The organism is Pseudomonas sp. R1-18, from assembly GCF_051132095.1.
GTDB lineage: Bacteria > Pseudomonadota > Gammaproteobacteria > Pseudomonadales > Pseudomonadaceae > Aquipseudomonas.
Genome location: NZ_CP071658.1, coordinates 1,037,632 through 1,052,698, shown reverse-complemented (window position 1 = coordinate 1,052,698; position 15,067 = coordinate 1,037,632). Strand labels below are relative to the sequence as shown.

Here is a 15,067-nt window from a genome sequence, read left to right as displayed (position 1 = left end):
GTGCCACACATTCGATTGCTGATGACTGTCGGGCACCGAGGCACAAGATCCCGCAAAAACATGCCGCCTTCCTTCCCTTGTCGTTGATCGAGTGGCGCAGAGTGAAGGGAGATTTGCGAGGTAGCAATACACGGAAATTACTTTGGGAAATCAGCTACATGTATCGAGAAATGTCCTACTGTCCGTCCTACAGACGCACCAGAACTGCCCAAAGGAGCAGCCGCCAACCGTGTGGCATTTTGTCGCATTAAAAGTAAACAGTGGGTAAAGCCTCTATCCCGCAATCGCTCCATTGCGGTTAGATAGTGAGCACGGGTTACGCTACGGCGTGCGGCGGTTGTAAGGATCAGGCGGATGCCGGGTCGCGGATCAGCAAGGTCGGGCTCAGGCGAAGCATTTCCATGCATACGTCGACCAGCCGCTCGGCTTCCTCGAACAGCGAGAAGCGTTCCGGTACCAGCAGCCACTGGTCCAGAATGCCGTTGATGTAGGAAAACAGGCAGATCGAAGCGCGAGCGGTGTCCAGACCTGCCGGGAGCTGCCCGCGGCGCACCGCGTTACTCAATGCCAGGCCGATCCGGTCGTGGCACTCGACTACGTTGGCTTGACGCTGACGTCGGAAATCACACATTTCGTCCGTGAATTCGCATTTATGGAAAAGGATTTCGTTGATGCGACGGGTTTTCGGATCCAGCGCAACTTCATGAAACAAATGAATCAGCAGTTTTTTCATGCAGCCCAGCGGGTCTTCCTCGTCCTCGCTTTCGCTGGCCCTGGCCATCTCCTCAAGCGGCTCCTGCAGGCTGTCGAGCATGGCCTGCACCAGATCGGCCTTGTTGTTGAAGTGCCAATAGATAGCGCCGCGCGTGACACCGGCAAGCGCCGCGATGTCCGCCAGGGTCGTCCGGGCAACACCTCGTTCATAGAAGGCCTGCTCGGCAGCTTCGAGAATCTGGGCGCGGGTAACCTGGGCTTCCTCTTTTGTGCGACGGACCATGGCAGTAAAACCTCGAAAATCTTGCTTCAGGCTGGTAGATCGGATGCCTGCATCGGTTACCGGGCGGCATTTGTATTGCCTTGTCCCGACTCTGTGGCTGACGGTCCTCATGGTGGCCGAACGCTTTATGAGGTGTTTACAAACAGCCATGAATGTAAGTATATTCATTAGCATGCTACTTATCTAGCCGGAATTTTTTTTACATTCCCCTTTCTCAGCGTAAACAGGCTCCTGCCCCCGAGGATCTTCATGCAATTCAAGCCAGCTGTTACCGTCCTGGTCACTGCCGTCGCCCTGGCCTCCATGCTCAGCGGCTGCGGGAAGAAGGAAGAAGCGGCACCGCCCGCCCAGACGCCACAGGTCGGCGTCGTTACCCTGAAGGCCCAGCCGTATACATTGACCACCGAGCTGCCGGGCCGGACTACCGCGTTCCGGGTTGCCGAAGTCCGTCCTCAGGTCAATGGCATTATCCTCAAACGCCTGTTTACCGAAGGTGGCGACGTCAAGGCCGGCCAACAGCTGTATCAGATCGATCCGGCGCTTTATGAGGCGACCGCCAACAGCGCCAAGGCAACGCTGCAGTCAGCGAAATCGATGTCCGACCGCTACAAGCAACTGGTCAGCGAGCAGGCCGTGAGCCGTCAGGAGTACGACACAGCCCTGGCTTCGACGCTGGAAGCCCAGTCGGCGCTGCAGACTGCCCAGATCAACCTGCGCTACACCCGCGTCATGGCACCGATCTCCGGTCGTATCGGCCGCTCCAACGTGACCGAGGGCGCGCTGGTGACCAGCGGTCAGGCTGACGCGATGGCCACCATTCAGCAGCTCGACCCCATCTATGTCGACGTCACTCAGTCGTCCGCCGAAATGCTCAAGCTGCGTAGCGATCTGGCCAGCGGCAAGCTGCAGAAAGCCGGCGACAACGCGGCGACGGTCAAGCTGACGCTTGAAGACGGCAGCCAGTATGCGCAGGAAGGCAAGCTTGAGTTCTCCGAAGTCTCGGTCGATCAGGCTACAGGCTCGGTGACTTTGCGCGCTGTATTCCCGAACCCCGAGCACACTCTGTTGCCTGGCATGTTCGTTCACGCTCAACTGCCGGCCGGCGTCAACAGCAAGGCGATCCTGGTACCGCAGCAAGGCGTGACCCGCGATCTCAAGGGCAAGCCAACCGCACTGGTGGTCAATCAGGACAACAAGGTCGAGCAGCGTGAGCTGGTCGCCAACCGCACGGCCGGCGCTTTCTGGCTGATCGAAAAAGGCCTCGCCGAAGGTGATCGAGTGATTACCGAAGGCCTGCAGTACGTCAAGCCAGGCGCCGAAGTGAAGGTCAAGGATGCCTCCAACCTCACGCCTGCCCAGTCTGCTCCTGCTGCCAACGGCAAAGGTGTGTAATCGATGTCCAGATTCTTTATCGACCGCCCCATTTTCGCCTGGGTATTAGCCCTGGTGATCATGCTGGTAGGTACGCTTTCAATCCTGAAGCTGCCTATCAACCAGTACCCGGCCATTGCGCCGACCGCTATCGATATCCAGGTCACTTACCCGGGTGCATCGGCGCAGACCGTGCAGGACACCGTGGTGCAGATCATCGAGCAGCAGCTCAACGGTATCGACAACCTGCGTTATGTTTCCTCGGACAGTAACTCCGACGGCAGCATGACCATCACCGTTACCTTCAACCAGGGCACCAACCCGGATATCGCCCAGGTACAGGTTCAGAACAAGCTGAACCTGGCCACCCCGCTGCTTCCTCAAGAAGTCCAGCAGCAGGGCCTGCGCGTCACTAAATCGGTGAAAAACTTCCTGTTGGTAATCGGTCTGGTGGCCGAAGACGGCAGCCTGACCCGTGAAGACTTGTCCAACTACATCGTTTCCAACATTCAGGACCCGATCTCGCGGACTTCCGGTGTGGGCGACTTCCAGGTGTTCGGTTCGCAGTACGCCATGCGCATCTGGCTGGACCCGGCCAAGCTCAACAATTACCAACTGACCCCGGTAGACGTGAGCGCCGCGATCAGCGCGCAGAACGTGCAGATCGCAACCGGTCAGCTTGGTGGTCTGCCGGCGCTGCCCGGCACCCAGCTCAACGCCACGATCATCGGCAAGACGCGTCTGCAGACTGCCGAGCAGTTCGGCAACATCCTGCTCAAGGTCAACGCCGACGGTTCTCAGGTCCGCCTCAAAGACGTGGCCCGTATCGGGCTGGGCGGCCAGAGCTACAGTATCGACGCGCAGTTCAACGGCAAGCCGGCTTCCGGTATGGCGATCAAGCTGGCATCCGGAGCCAACGCTCTGGACACCGCCAAGGCGATCCGTGCGACTGTGGCCAACCTTGAACCCTTCTTCCCGCCGGGCATGAAGGTGGTTTACCCGTACGACACCACTCCAACCGTGACTGAGTCGATCAACGGTGTTGTTCACACCCTGATCGAAGCAATCGTGCTGGTGTTCCTGGTGATGTACCTGTTCCTGCAGAACCTGCGCGCAACGATCATCACTACGATGACTGTGCCTGTGGTACTGCTCGGGACCTTCGGCATCCTTGCCGCCTTCGGATTCACCATCAACACCCTGACCATGTTCGGCATGATTCTGGCCATCGGTCTGTTGGTGGACGACGCCATTGTCGTGGTCGAGAACGTCGAACGGGTGATGGCCGAGGAACATCTGTCGCCCAAGGAAGCGACGCGAAAATCCATGGACCAGATCCAGGGCGCACTGGTGGGTATCGCCATGGTGCTGTCGGCGGTACTGCTGCCCATGGCGTTCTTTGGCGGTTCCACGGGTGTGATCTACAAACAGTTCTCCATCACGATCGTGTCCGCCATGGGCTTGTCGGTGCTGGTCGCACTGATCTTCACCCCGGCACTCTGTGCCACCATGCTCAAGCCGATCGATCCCGAGAAGCACGGCCAACCCAAGCGTGGCTTCTTCGGCTGGTTCAACCGGACCTTCGACCGCAGCGTGGTCAGCTACGAAAACGGCGTGAAACGGATGGTGACCCACAAGTTGCCGGCGTTCGTGGTGTACCTGATCATCGTCGCCGGCATGATCTGGCTGTTCACTCGCATTCCAGCGGCCTTCCTGCCGGAAGAAGACCAGGGCGTCATCTTCGCCCAGGTTCAGACGCCGGCCGGTTCGTCCGCCGAGCGTACCCAGAAAGTCATCGACGAAATGCGTGACTTCCTGCTCGACAAGGAAAACGGCGAAGGCAAAGGCGTGAACTCGGTGTTCAGCGTTAACGGCTTCAACTTCGCGGGCCGTGGCCAGAGTTCGGGTCTTGCGTTCGTGATGCTCAAGCCGTGGGACGAGCGGGACGCCGAAACCACAGTGTTCAAGATTGCCCAGCGTGCTCAGGCACACTTCGCCAGCTTCCGCGACGCCATGGTCTACGCCGTGGTTCCACCTTCGGTACTGGAACTGGGTAACGCCACGGGCTTCGACGTTTACCTGCAGGACCAGGGCGGCGTGGGTCACGAAAAGCTGCTGGAGGCGCGTAATCAGTTCCTCGGCATGGCCGCGCAGAGCAAGATCCTCACTGGCGTACGTCCAAACGGCCTGAACGATGAGCCGCAGTACCAGCTCACCGTCGACGATGAAAAAGCCAGCGCGCTGGGCATCACCCTGGCCAACATCAACCAGACGCTGTCCATTGCGCTGGGTGGCAGCTACGTCAACGACTTCATCGACCGTGGTCGAGTGAAGAAGGTGTACGTGCAGGGCGAAGCTTTCGGCCGCATGACACCTGAAGATTTGCAGAAGTGGTACGTACGCAACGACAGCGGCACCATGGTTCCGCTTTCGGCCATCGCTACCGGCGAGTGGATCTACGGCTCTCCGAAGCTGTCGCGCTACAACGGCGTGGCGGCAATGGAAATCCTCGGCACCCCGGCTCCGGGCTACAGCTCCGGTGAAGCCATGGCTGAAGTCGAAGCCATCGCCAAGAAGCTGCCGGCGGGTATCGGCTACGCGTTCACCGGTCTGTCGTTCGAAGAACGCCTGTCCGGCTCGCAGGCTCCGGCCCTTTATGCGCTGTCGATGCTGGTGGTGTTCCTTTGCCTCGCGGCGCTGTACGAGAGCTGGTCGATCCCGATTGCGGTCATGCTGGTGGTGCCGCTGGGCGTCATCGGTGCGCTGATGGCGACCAGTCTGCGCGGGCTGTCCAACGACGTGTTCTTCCAGGTGGGCCTGTTGGTGACGGTAGGTCTGGCGGCGAAAAACGCCATTCTGATCGTCGAGTTCGCCAAAGAGCTGCACGAACAAGGCAAGAGCCTGGTCGATTCGGCGATGGAAGCTTGCCGGATGCGTTTGCGCCCGATCATCATGACGTCCATGGCCTTCATCCTGGGCGTGGTTCCGCTGGCGATTTCCAGCGGCGCGGGTTCGGGTAGCCAGCACGCCATCGGTACCGGCGTAATCGGCGGTATGATTACGGCCACCGTCCTGGCAATTTTCTGGGTGCCGATGTTCTTTGTCGCGGTGTCCTCGGTGTTCAAGGGCAAAGACAAGGACACAGTGCAGAAGAACCAAATTTCACAAACCGAGGCTGGCCAATGAGCAAGTCCCTGATCTCTCTGGCAGTCGCCGCATTCATACTCGGCGGCTGTTCATTGATCCCCGAGTACAATCAACCGGAGGCGCCGGTCGCCGCTCAATACCCGCAAGGCCCGGCGTACACACCGGCCGAAGCGGCGAACATGGCAGCGGCCGAGCAAGGCTGGCGTCAGTTTTTCCGTGACCCGGCATTGCAGCAGCTGATCCAGACCGCGCTGGTGAACAACCGCGACCTTCGGGTCGCGGCGCTGAACATCGATGCCTACCGCGCGCAGTTCCGCATTCAGCGCGCCGATCTGTTTCCCGGCGTTTCAGCTGACGGCAGCGGCTCGCGCCAGCGTGTGCCGGCCGACATGTCGCAACTTGGTCAGTCCGGCATCACCAGCTCGTATTCCGCCACCCTCGGGGTCAGCGCCTACGAACTGGATCTGTTCGGTCGCATCCGCAGCCTCAGCGAGCAGGCGCTGGAGACTTACTTCTCCAGCGAGGAAGCACGTCGCAGCACGCAGATCAGTCTGGTCGCCAACGTGGCCACGGCCTATCTGAACTGGCAGGCCGACAAGGAGCTGCTGAAGCTGACTCAGGACACTCTCAAGACTTATGAGGAAAGCCTGCGTCTGACTTCGCGCAGCAACGAGGTCGGCGTCGCGTCCGCGCTGGACCTGAGCCAGGCACGCACGTCGGTGGAAAGCGCCCGTGCACGACTGGCGCAGTACCAGCGTCTGGTTGCTCAGGACCAGAACAATTTGGTGCTGTTGCTCGGCACCGGCCTGCCTGACAATCTGGCGACTCCGATGCAGCTCGATGCTGACCTGCTGACCGAGCTGCCGCCGGGTCTGCCGTCGGATCTGCTGCAACGTCGTCCCGATATCCTTCAGGCCGAACACTCGCTCAAGGCCGCCAATGCCAACATTGGTGCCGCGCGCGCAGCGTTCTTCCCAAGCATCAGCCTGACGGCCAATGCGGGCACCGCCAGCACTGACCTGTCCGGGCTGTTCAAGGGCGGTTCGGGTACATGGCTGTTCCAGCCAAGCATCAACCTGCCGATCTTCAACGCCGGCAGCCTGCGTGCGAGCCTGGACTACTCCAAGATCCAGAAAGAAATCAGCGTCGCCAACTATGAGAAGGCGATTCAGACGGCGTTCCAGGAAGTCTCCGACGGTCTGGCTTCGCGCCGCACCTTCAACGAGCAGCTTCAGGCGCAGCGTGATTTCGTGGCGGCCAGCCAGGACTACTACCGTCTTGCAGAGCGTCGCTACCGGATCGGAATCGACAGCAACCTGACCTTCCTCGACGCCCAGCGCTCACTGTTCAGCGCTCAGCAAACGCTGATCACTGACCGTCTTGCCCAGCTGACCAGTGAGGTCAACCTGTACAAGGCACTGGGCGGCGGCTGGTATGAAAACAGCGGCAACCACCAGCCGATTGCCAAGGAAAAGCCTTCGGTCCAGTTGTTCTGACGCGGGCTCAATGAAAAAACCCACCTGACGGTGGGTTTTTTTATGCCTGCCGGTCCGATCAAAGATCGTGGTGCAGGTAAGCCGGCTGTTTCGGCAAACGCAGGCTGAACAGGAAGGCAACCACCATCATCGCCGTGACATACCAGTAGAAAGCGTTTTCCATGCCACCGGCCTTGAGCTTGAGCGCAACGAACTCAGCCGAGCCGCCAAAGATCGCGTTACCCACCGCATAGGCCAAGCCAACGCCCAACGCTCGTACCTGCGGTGGAAACATTTCCGCTTTCACCAGACCGCTGATCGAGGTGTAGAAACTCACGATTGCCAGTGCCACGGTAATCAGCACGAACGCCATGAACGGGCTGGTGGTGGTCTTGAGCGTCATGAGAATCGGCACCGTGCAGATCGCACCCAGCGCGCCGAACCAGAGCATCGAGTTGCGACGCCCGATCTTGTCCGCCAGCATGCCGAAGAACGGCTGCATGCACATGTACAGGAACAGCGCGCCGGTCATGATGTAGCTGGCGGTCTTGGGCTCCATGCCGCCGGTATTGACCAGATACTTCTGCATGTAAGTGGTGAAAGTGTAGAAAATCAGCGAGCCGCCGGCGGTGTAGCCCAGCACGGTGATGAACGCCGCCTTGTGGTGTTTGAACAGCGCAGCGATGCTGCCGGCGTCCTTGTCCTGGCGGCTTTCCGCCGTGGTGGTTTCATTCAGAGTGCGGCGCAGTAGCAAGGCGATCACTGCCGCAGCGGCACCGATCACAAACGGGATGCGCCAGCCGTAATCCCGCAGTTCTTCAGTCGTGAGGAACTGTTGCAGGATCACCACGGTAAGCACCGCGAGCAACTGGCCGCCAATCAGCGTCACGTACTGGAACGAGGCGTAGAAGCCGCGTTTACCTCGCAGTGCCACTTCGCTCATGTAAGTCGCCGTGGTGCCGTACTCGCCACCTACCGACAGGCCCTGCAGCAGACGCGCCATCAACAGCAACGCTGGAGCCCAGGCGCCAATCGACGCATAAGTCGGCAGGCACGCGATGATCAGCGAGCCCGCGCACATCATGCTGACCGAAATCAGCATGGAGTTCTTGCGGCCATGTTTATCGGCGACACGCCCGAAAATCCAGCCACCAATGGGTCGCATCAGGAACCCGGCGGCAAACACGCCAGCGGTGTTCAACAGCTGGACGGTCGGGTCATCGGAAGGAAAGAACGCCGGCGCGAAATAGATGGCGCAGAACGCGTAGATATAAAAGTCGAACCATTCGACCAGATTCCCGGAAGACGCGCCTACGATGGCGAAAATCCTCTTGCTGCGTTCTTCTCCGGTGTAGTCGGACGTCTTCGTTGTGGTTGTCATTATTACCCCATCCAGATTAGTAGCCAGAAACAGTCAGTAACATTTCAGCGCAGCAAGCACAACAACCCGGACCTCAGGTTTGCCTTTTCGTGGAGGCAAAGCTGCGGTCCGGGTGGTTGAACCCTTGGCGAGTAGCGTGCGCTAGATACGCTCTATGGCCAGTGCGAGTCCTTGACCCACGCCAACACACATGGTCGCCAGCCCGCGACGCCCTCCGGTCTTTTCCAGATGGTGCAGCGCCGTCAGCACAAGACGGGCGCCACTCATGCCCAGCGGATGCCCCAACGCAATGCCGCCGCCGTTGGGGTTTACCTGAGGCGCGTCGTCAGCCAGGCCAAGCCCGCGCAGGACCGCAAGGCTCTGGCTGGCGAACGCTTCGTTAAGTTCAATCACATCGAAGTCGGCAACGGCGAGGCCAAGACGCTCGACCAGCTTGTTCACTGCCGGCACCGGGCCGATGCCCATGACCCGCGGCGCAACGGCCGCGCTGGCCATGCCCAGAACCCGGGCCCGCGGCGTCAGGCCATGCTTTTTCACGGCATCGGCGGAGGCGAGAATCAGCGCCGCCGCGCCGTCATTGACGCCCGAGGCATTCCCGGCGGTGACTGTCTGGTCCGCGCCATTGACAGGCTTGAGCTTCGCCAGCGTTTCCAGAGTGGTGTCCGCGCGCGGATGCTCATCCTTGTCGACGATGGTTTCGCCTTTCTTGTGTGCCACGCGAACCGGCACGATCTCTTCCTCGAAAAAGCCCGCAGCCTGGGCAACGGCAGTGCGTTGCTGGCTGCGCAGGGCGAAAGCGTCCTGATCGGCTCGAGAAACCTTGTATTCGTCCGCCACGTTGTCGCCGGTCTCGGGCATCGAATCGACGCCGTAACGGGCTTTCATAAGCGGGTTGATGAAACGCCAGCCGATGGTCGTGTCTTCAAGCTTCATGTTGCGCGAAAACGCAGCGTCGGCCTTGCCCATTACGAACGGCGCACGCGACATGGACTCGACGCCACCGGCAATCGCCAGCTCGATCTCGCCCGAACCGATGGCGCGGAACGCGGTGCCGATGGCGTCCATGCCCGAAGCGCAGAGTCGGTTGAGCGTGACGCCCGGCACTGTTTCCGGCAGGCCGGCCAGCAGCGCAGCCATGCGCGCCACATTGCGGTTATCTTCCCCGGCCTGGTTGGCACAGCCTAAGAACACTTCGTCGACCTCATCCCACTTGACCGACGGGTTGCGCTCCATCAGAGCCTTGATCGGCACGGCGGCCAGATCGTCGGCACGAACCGACGACAGGCCGCCGCCGAACCGTCCGATTGGAGTACGGATCGCATCGCAAATAAATACATCACGCATCAGGCTTCTCCTGCGACCTGCCCGTGAGCGGCAGCGGTTCGCGCTTCCAGCTCACGCAGAGCGGTCAGTTCGATTTCAGTCGGCTCTTCGGAATAGACGACATTCTCGGCAAAGCGAATGTCCCAGCCGGTGGCGGCAACCACTTGCTCACGGGTCACGCCCGGGTGCAGCGTGGTGACGATGAACTCGTTGCTGCCCTCTTCCGGTTCCATGATGCACAGGTCAGTGATGATGCCGACCGGCCCGGCGCCCGGAAGCCCCAGACGCTTGCGCGAGTCGCCACCTTCGCCATGGCCGACCGAAGTCACGAAGTCGAGCTTGTTGACGAACGAACGCGCCGACTGCTTGAGAATGATCAACACGGACTTGGCCGAACCGGCAATCTCCGGCGCACCACCGGCACCCGGCAGGCGGACTTTAGGATTGTGGTAGTCGCCGACTACGGTCGTGTTGATGTTGCCGAAGCGATCAACCTGCGCCGCGCCAAGAAAACCCACGTCTACCCGGCCGCCCTGCAGCCAGTAGCGGAAGATCTCGCTGGTCGCGACCACGGTATCCGCCGTTTCCGCCAGCTCGCCGTCACCGATGGACAACGGCAATACGCTCGGCTTGGCGCCAATCGGGCCGGACTCGTAGATCAGCACCACGTCCGGCGCCGAGGTCAGGCGCGCCAGGTTCGCGGCCTTGGACGGCAAACCGATGCCGACGAAGCAGACTGCGCCATTGCGCAGGCGGCGGGCAGCGGCGATGGTCATCATTTCACTGGTGGAATAAGTCATTGTTTTGCCTCCGCTGCGCTGGCCAATTTGCTCTGGAATTCGCTGAAATCCGCTGTGCCGTGAATGTATTCGTCAATCCACGCAGTGAAGGCTTCGCGATCCCGGGCAATCGGGTCCCAGGCCTGATAGAACGGGTTGTCCCGTTCGTAGTAACCATGCGCGTAGGACGGATGGGCACCGCCAGGCACCAGACATACCGCGCTCAATGCCCAGGTCGGCAGCACGCAGGCGTTCATCGGCGCATTCAGGTCATCGACGATTTCCTCGACCGTAACGATGCAGCGCTTGGCGGCGAGGGCCGCTTCCTTCTGGGAGCCGAGGATTCCCCACAGCAGCACGTTGCCTTTGCGGTCGGCTTTCTGCGCGTGGATCACTGTCACGTCCGGGCGCACCGACGGCACAGCGGCCAGCACTTCACCGGTGAACGGGCAGGTCACGGTCTTGATCAGCGGGTTGACCTTCGGCAGATCGGAGCCGGCATACGCACGCAGCACGGCAAACGGCAGGCCCGAGGCACCGGCGACGTAAGCGTTGGCGAGGTCGGCGTGGCTGTGCTCTTCAATTTCGAGCGCGCGCGGCCACTGCTTTTCAACAGCATCGCGAAGCCGATGCAGAGACCCGACCCCTGGGTTTCCGCCCCAGGAAAAAACCAGTCGCCTGGCGCAACCGGCACCGATCAACTGGTCGTAGATCAGATCCGGGGTCATGCGCACCAGGGTCAGGTCTTTTTTGCCCTGACGAATGATTTCATGCCCTGCGGCCGACGGAATCAGATGGGTGAAACCTTCCAGCGCAACGGTGTCGCCATCGTTGACCAGTTGCTTCACCGCATCGCGTAAGGAAAGAATCTCAGCCATGACGCGCTCCCAAGCTCACCATTACATTCATCGATTGGCGCTACACAGCGCCGGAATGCAAATGAGGTTATGCCTGGGCAAGACGCCAAACAATCCGATAATCGACTAACTGTTCGATCACCGAACAAATTATAAAGACGGGATCAGGTGAACAGCTGGGTGCTCAAGTCGCGGCTGGCATCCAGCATGATTGGCAGAAAACGCTGCTCCAGCTCGCTGCGCGCAACCCGGCCAGCACTGGTGCTTACATTCAGCGCCGCCAGCACCTGCCCTGAAGCATCATAGACAGGTACGGCGATAGACCGCAGGCCCTGTTCCAGCTCTTGATCGACGATGCACCAGCCCTGTTGACGAACCTGCTGCAGACATTCGAGCAACGCTTCCGGTGTGCGCAGCGTGCGGCTGGTCTTGGGTTGCAGGTCGACATGGTCCAGGTATTCGCGCAGGGACACATCATCCAGCGCCGCCAGCAGGATCCTGCCCATCGATGTGCAATAGGCCGGCAGGCGCCCGCCAACTGACAGGTCTACCGAGATAAGCCGCTGGGTGGTGGCGGAGCGCGCGATGTACAGAATGTCATCCCCTTCCAGCGTGGCCATGTTGCAGGCTTCATGCAGCTGATCGCTCATCCGGTCCAGATAAGGCTGCGAAGAAACGGCCAGCGGCGTCGAAGAAAGGTAAGCGTGCCCCAGTGTCAGCACCTTGGGCAGCAAGGAGTAAGTGCGACCGTCGGTCGTCGCATAGCCGAGTTTGATCAGCGTATGCAGGCAGCGACGCACCGCGGCCCTGGGGATCTCGGTCCGATGGCTGATCTGAGCGATGGTCAGGTGTCTCTTGCGCTCCTGAAAGGCATGGATGACTGCCAGCCCGCGCGCCAGCGACGTCATGAAGTCCGGATCACCGGTCAGCGCCTGAATCCTTTTGGCCGGCGAAGCCACGATGGGCGGCGCCAGTGAGGCAAAGGAATTACGCAGTTCATCGTTCATTGCCACACCCTCATCAACTCGTTCAAGCCTGTCTTCGCCGACACTGCAGCGTTCCAGCCGAAACCCGCAAACCGGCCTGTGCGATTATCGAACGAGTGGCCGATAATCGCAATTGACCCGTCGCAAATATACTTATACCTTTAGGCTTGCCACCAAAAGTGACTTCTTGGAAATACTGGTCAGGTACCCACTAAGAAGTCCAAGGCAACGGCCTTGCATCACAGCGAGGCCGTTTTCATTTCTGCGCCGTTCCCTGCGCGCTGTGTTCGAGCCTTGTCGCGTATTGGCGGACCGCATCCATTGAGATAGTTTTCTTATTTCCCGGCCCCCGACCGGACAACAATTTTGTCGCCAGATTTCTGTCCGCCGCCTGTCAAAAATCCTGCGATGAAAGTTCCGTCATGTTGAATAGCGTGCTGAACTTCAGAACTGTCACAAGAAAAAACGGACCTTAATGAAATTTGCGCCCCCGGCTCTTGTCCGTAGTTGACGACACCCAACTTCTTGGAGATAGTAGCGCTCACGCGGTCGAATTTACCCTTGCTGATGACCACCTTCTGCGAAACTCAGGAAGGTTCGCGATCATCCCGGTAAATGCTCGAACGTCGCGGCGCTAATGCCGCATGGCCGACAAATGACGGCCCCGATACTGAAACCCGAACATGTCGCTACGACTGCAGTTTTTCCTGGTGCCGTAGCCGCGAGCCTCGTGGGTGTTCAGAGCCCAGCTGGAACTGTCCGGATTGCACGCCAGCTATTTCTGCAATTCGGCCGGGCGTTCCAGGAACACGATTGCGAAGCTGCGCGTCAACACCAGATTCCTCAGATCAAATCAGGTAACACAGTGACTAAAGATGAACTGCGCGCCGAACTAGAGCGCCAGGAACAACGTTACAAGGATGTTTACGGCGGAGAAATCACCACCTACGCCGCGCAACCCGATCCCGAGCGCAAACCCTGGCGCAAGAAAGCCAGCATTCTGGATCAGGCGTTCAAACAAGAGCTGCAAAAGATGGAGCAGGAGCTCAAAGAAGAGCATTGACCCTGCAGGTTCGCTCCGACACAGGTGACTGTCGGAGCGGCCGGACTGTCGACAGGTCCTGCCTCAGACAGGGCTCGTGCGTCTTTTTGTTGATCTCAAGCGACACCGGCGAGCGGCTTGCAAGTCGATCGGTATTTTTTCTGTCATAATCGCGCCCCCTTCAGACCGGGTCAGAAAACCTACATGATCGATTTATTCAGCGGGCTAGATGCTTGGGTGATTGTGAGCCTGTTGCTCGCTCTGGCGTTCGTCCTTACGTTCGAGTTCATCAACGGCTTTCATGACACTGCGAATGCGGTGGCGACAGTCATCTACACCAAAGCCATGCCGCCTCATCTGGCCGTGTTCTTTTCCGGTGTGTTCAACTTCCTTGGCGTGCTACTGGGCGGCGTCGGCGTGGCGTATGCCATCGTCCACCTGCTGCCGGTCGAGCTGCTGATCAACGTCAACACCGGACATGGCCTGGCCATGGTGTTCTCGTTGCTGGCGGCGGCCATCACCTGGAACCTGGGCACCTGGTACTTCGGCATACCGGCCTCCAGTTCGCACACGCTGATTGGTTCGATCCTGGGCGTAGGCCTGGCCAACGCACTGATCAACGACATTCCCCTGGCTGACGGCGTGAACTGGCAGAAGGCGATCGATATCGCCGCGTCGCTGGTGTTCTCGCCACTCGCCGGTTTTGTCGTCGCCGGGCTGGTACTCATCGGTCTGAAATGGTGGCGTCCGCTGTCGAAGATGCACAAGACACCGGAACAGCGCCGCAAGCTGGATGACAAGAAGCATCCACCATTCTGGAACCGTCTGGTGCTGGTCATTTCCGCAATGGCGGTGAGCTTTGTACATGGCTCCAATGACGGTCAGAAAGGCATCGGCCTGATCATGCTGGTGCTGATCGGCATCGTGCCCAGCCAGTTCGTGCTGGACCTTGGCAGTACCACTTACCAGATTGAACGCACCCGGGATGCCACTCTGCACCTGAGCCAGTTCTACCAGCGCAATAACGCCACACTGGGTGAATACCTGGCGCTGGGCAAGGCCGCCAAAGGCGACCTGCCGTCGACCGCGGCCTGCAACCCCGATCAGACCGAGCCGACCATCAATGCCCTGCTCGACCGCCTGACCGGTGTCACCGATTACCACTCGCTCTCTTCCGACGCACGCATCGAAGTGCGTCGCTACCTGCTGTGCCTGGACGACACCGCACGCAAGGTCAGCAAGCTGCCGGATCTGGGCGCACGTGAAAAATCCGATCTGGAAAAACTGCGCAAGGACCTGACCGGCACTACCGAGTACGCGCCGTTCTGGGTGATCCTGGCTGTTGCCCTGGCGCTGGGCATCGGCACCATGGTCGGCTGGAAGCGAGTAGTGCTGACCATTGGCGAGAAGATCGGCAAGCAAGGCATGACCTACGCTCAAGGCATGTCTGCGCAGATCACTACGGCGTGTGCCATCGGCCTGGCCAACGTCTTCAGCCTTCCGGTTTCCACCACGCACATCCTGTCGTCCGGCGTCGCCGGAACCATGGTGGCCAACAAGAGCGGGCTGCAGGGTGGCACGGTGCGTAACATTCTGCTGGCCTGGGTCCTGACCCTGCCGGCGACCGTTGCGCTTTCGGCCTTCCTGTTCTGGCTGGCGTCCATGGCGCTGTCCTGATCCAGCCCGGCAAGGCGGTGCGCGCAAACGCC

Annotated in this window: 11 protein-coding genes; 5 read left to right on the top strand and 6 right to left on the bottom strand. The window is 60.0% G+C overall.

Annotated elements, in window-relative coordinates; genetic code table 11:
* Window positions 1–346: 346 nt before the first annotated feature.
* Window positions 347–997, bottom strand: coding sequence for a TetR family transcriptional regulator (locus tag J3P77_RS04815; protein WP_434679980.1), 651 nt, complete (start codon window positions 995–997; stop codon window positions 347–349).
* A 249-nt stretch (window positions 998–1,246) separates the two neighbouring features.
* Between J3P77_RS04815 and J3P77_RS04810 the strand changes: the two genes are divergently transcribed.
* From J3P77_RS04810 to J3P77_RS04800, 3 genes are read left to right on the top strand one after another with little or no spacing between them, the layout of a single operon-like run.
* Window positions 1,247–2,389, top strand: coding sequence for an efflux RND transporter periplasmic adaptor subunit (locus J3P77_RS04810; protein WP_434679979.1), 1,143 nt, complete (start codon window positions 1,247–1,249; stop codon window positions 2,387–2,389).
* A gap of 3 nt (window positions 2,390–2,392) precedes the next feature.
* Window positions 2,393–5,554, top strand: a complete 3,162-nt coding sequence (locus J3P77_RS04805) for an efflux RND transporter permease subunit (protein ID WP_434679978.1) — start codon at window positions 2,393–2,395, stop codon at window positions 5,552–5,554.
* Complete coding sequence (locus J3P77_RS04800; RefSeq protein ID WP_434679977.1) at window positions 5,551–7,011, top strand: AdeC/AdeK/OprM family multidrug efflux complex outer membrane factor; 1,461 nt, start codon at window positions 5,551–5,553, stop codon at window positions 7,009–7,011. Before J3P77_RS04805 ends, J3P77_RS04800 begins: the two co-directional genes overlap by 4 nt.
* Window positions 7,012–7,069: 58 nt before the next feature.
* Here J3P77_RS04800 and J3P77_RS04795 read toward each other — a convergent pair whose 3' ends face one another.
* From J3P77_RS04795 to pcaR, 5 genes are all read right to left on the bottom strand, one after another.
* Window positions 7,070–8,371, bottom strand: coding sequence for an MFS family transporter (locus J3P77_RS04795; RefSeq protein WP_434679976.1), 1,302 nt, complete (start codon window positions 8,369–8,371; stop codon window positions 7,070–7,072).
* Window positions 8,372–8,512: 141 nt separating this feature from the next.
* On the bottom strand, window positions 8,513–9,718 hold the full coding sequence (gene pcaF, locus J3P77_RS04790; protein WP_434681888.1) for a 3-oxoadipyl-CoA thiolase: 1,206 nt from the start codon (window positions 9,716–9,718) through the stop codon (window positions 8,513–8,515).
* Window positions 9,715–10,494: a CoA-transferase subunit beta gene (locus tag J3P77_RS04785; protein ID WP_434679975.1), complete on the bottom strand. Its 780-nt coding sequence runs from the start codon at window positions 10,492–10,494 to the stop codon at window positions 9,715–9,717. The genes pcaF and J3P77_RS04785 overlap by 4 nt, the downstream gene beginning before the upstream one ends.
* The gene (locus tag J3P77_RS04780) at window positions 10,491–11,351 is read right to left on the bottom strand and encodes a CoA transferase subunit A (RefSeq protein ID WP_434679974.1); all 861 of its coding nucleotides are present in this window, start codon (window positions 11,349–11,351) and stop codon (window positions 10,491–10,493) included. The genes J3P77_RS04785 and J3P77_RS04780 overlap by 4 nt, the downstream gene beginning before the upstream one ends.
* Before the next feature lie 143 nt (window positions 11,352–11,494).
* Window positions 11,495–12,337 carry a pca regulon transcriptional regulator PcaR gene (gene pcaR / locus J3P77_RS04775; protein WP_434679973.1) on the bottom strand — a complete coding sequence of 281 codons (843 nt, stop codon included), beginning with the start codon at window positions 12,335–12,337 and terminating at the stop codon, window positions 11,495–11,497.
* Between the two features lie 844 nt (window positions 12,338–13,181).
* On the opposite strand from pcaR, the gene J3P77_RS04770 reads away from it, so the two are divergent.
* Both J3P77_RS04770 and J3P77_RS04765 read left to right on the top strand, forming a co-directional pair.
* Window positions 13,182–13,379, top strand: a complete 198-nt coding sequence (locus J3P77_RS04770; RefSeq protein WP_434679971.1) for a hypothetical protein — start codon at window positions 13,182–13,184, stop codon at window positions 13,377–13,379.
* Between the two features lie 183 nt (window positions 13,380–13,562).
* Entirely contained in the window at window positions 13,563–15,035 is a 1,473-nt protein-coding gene (locus J3P77_RS04765; protein ID WP_434679970.1) for an inorganic phosphate transporter, read from the top strand.
* Window positions 15,036–15,067 lie beyond the last annotated feature (32 nt).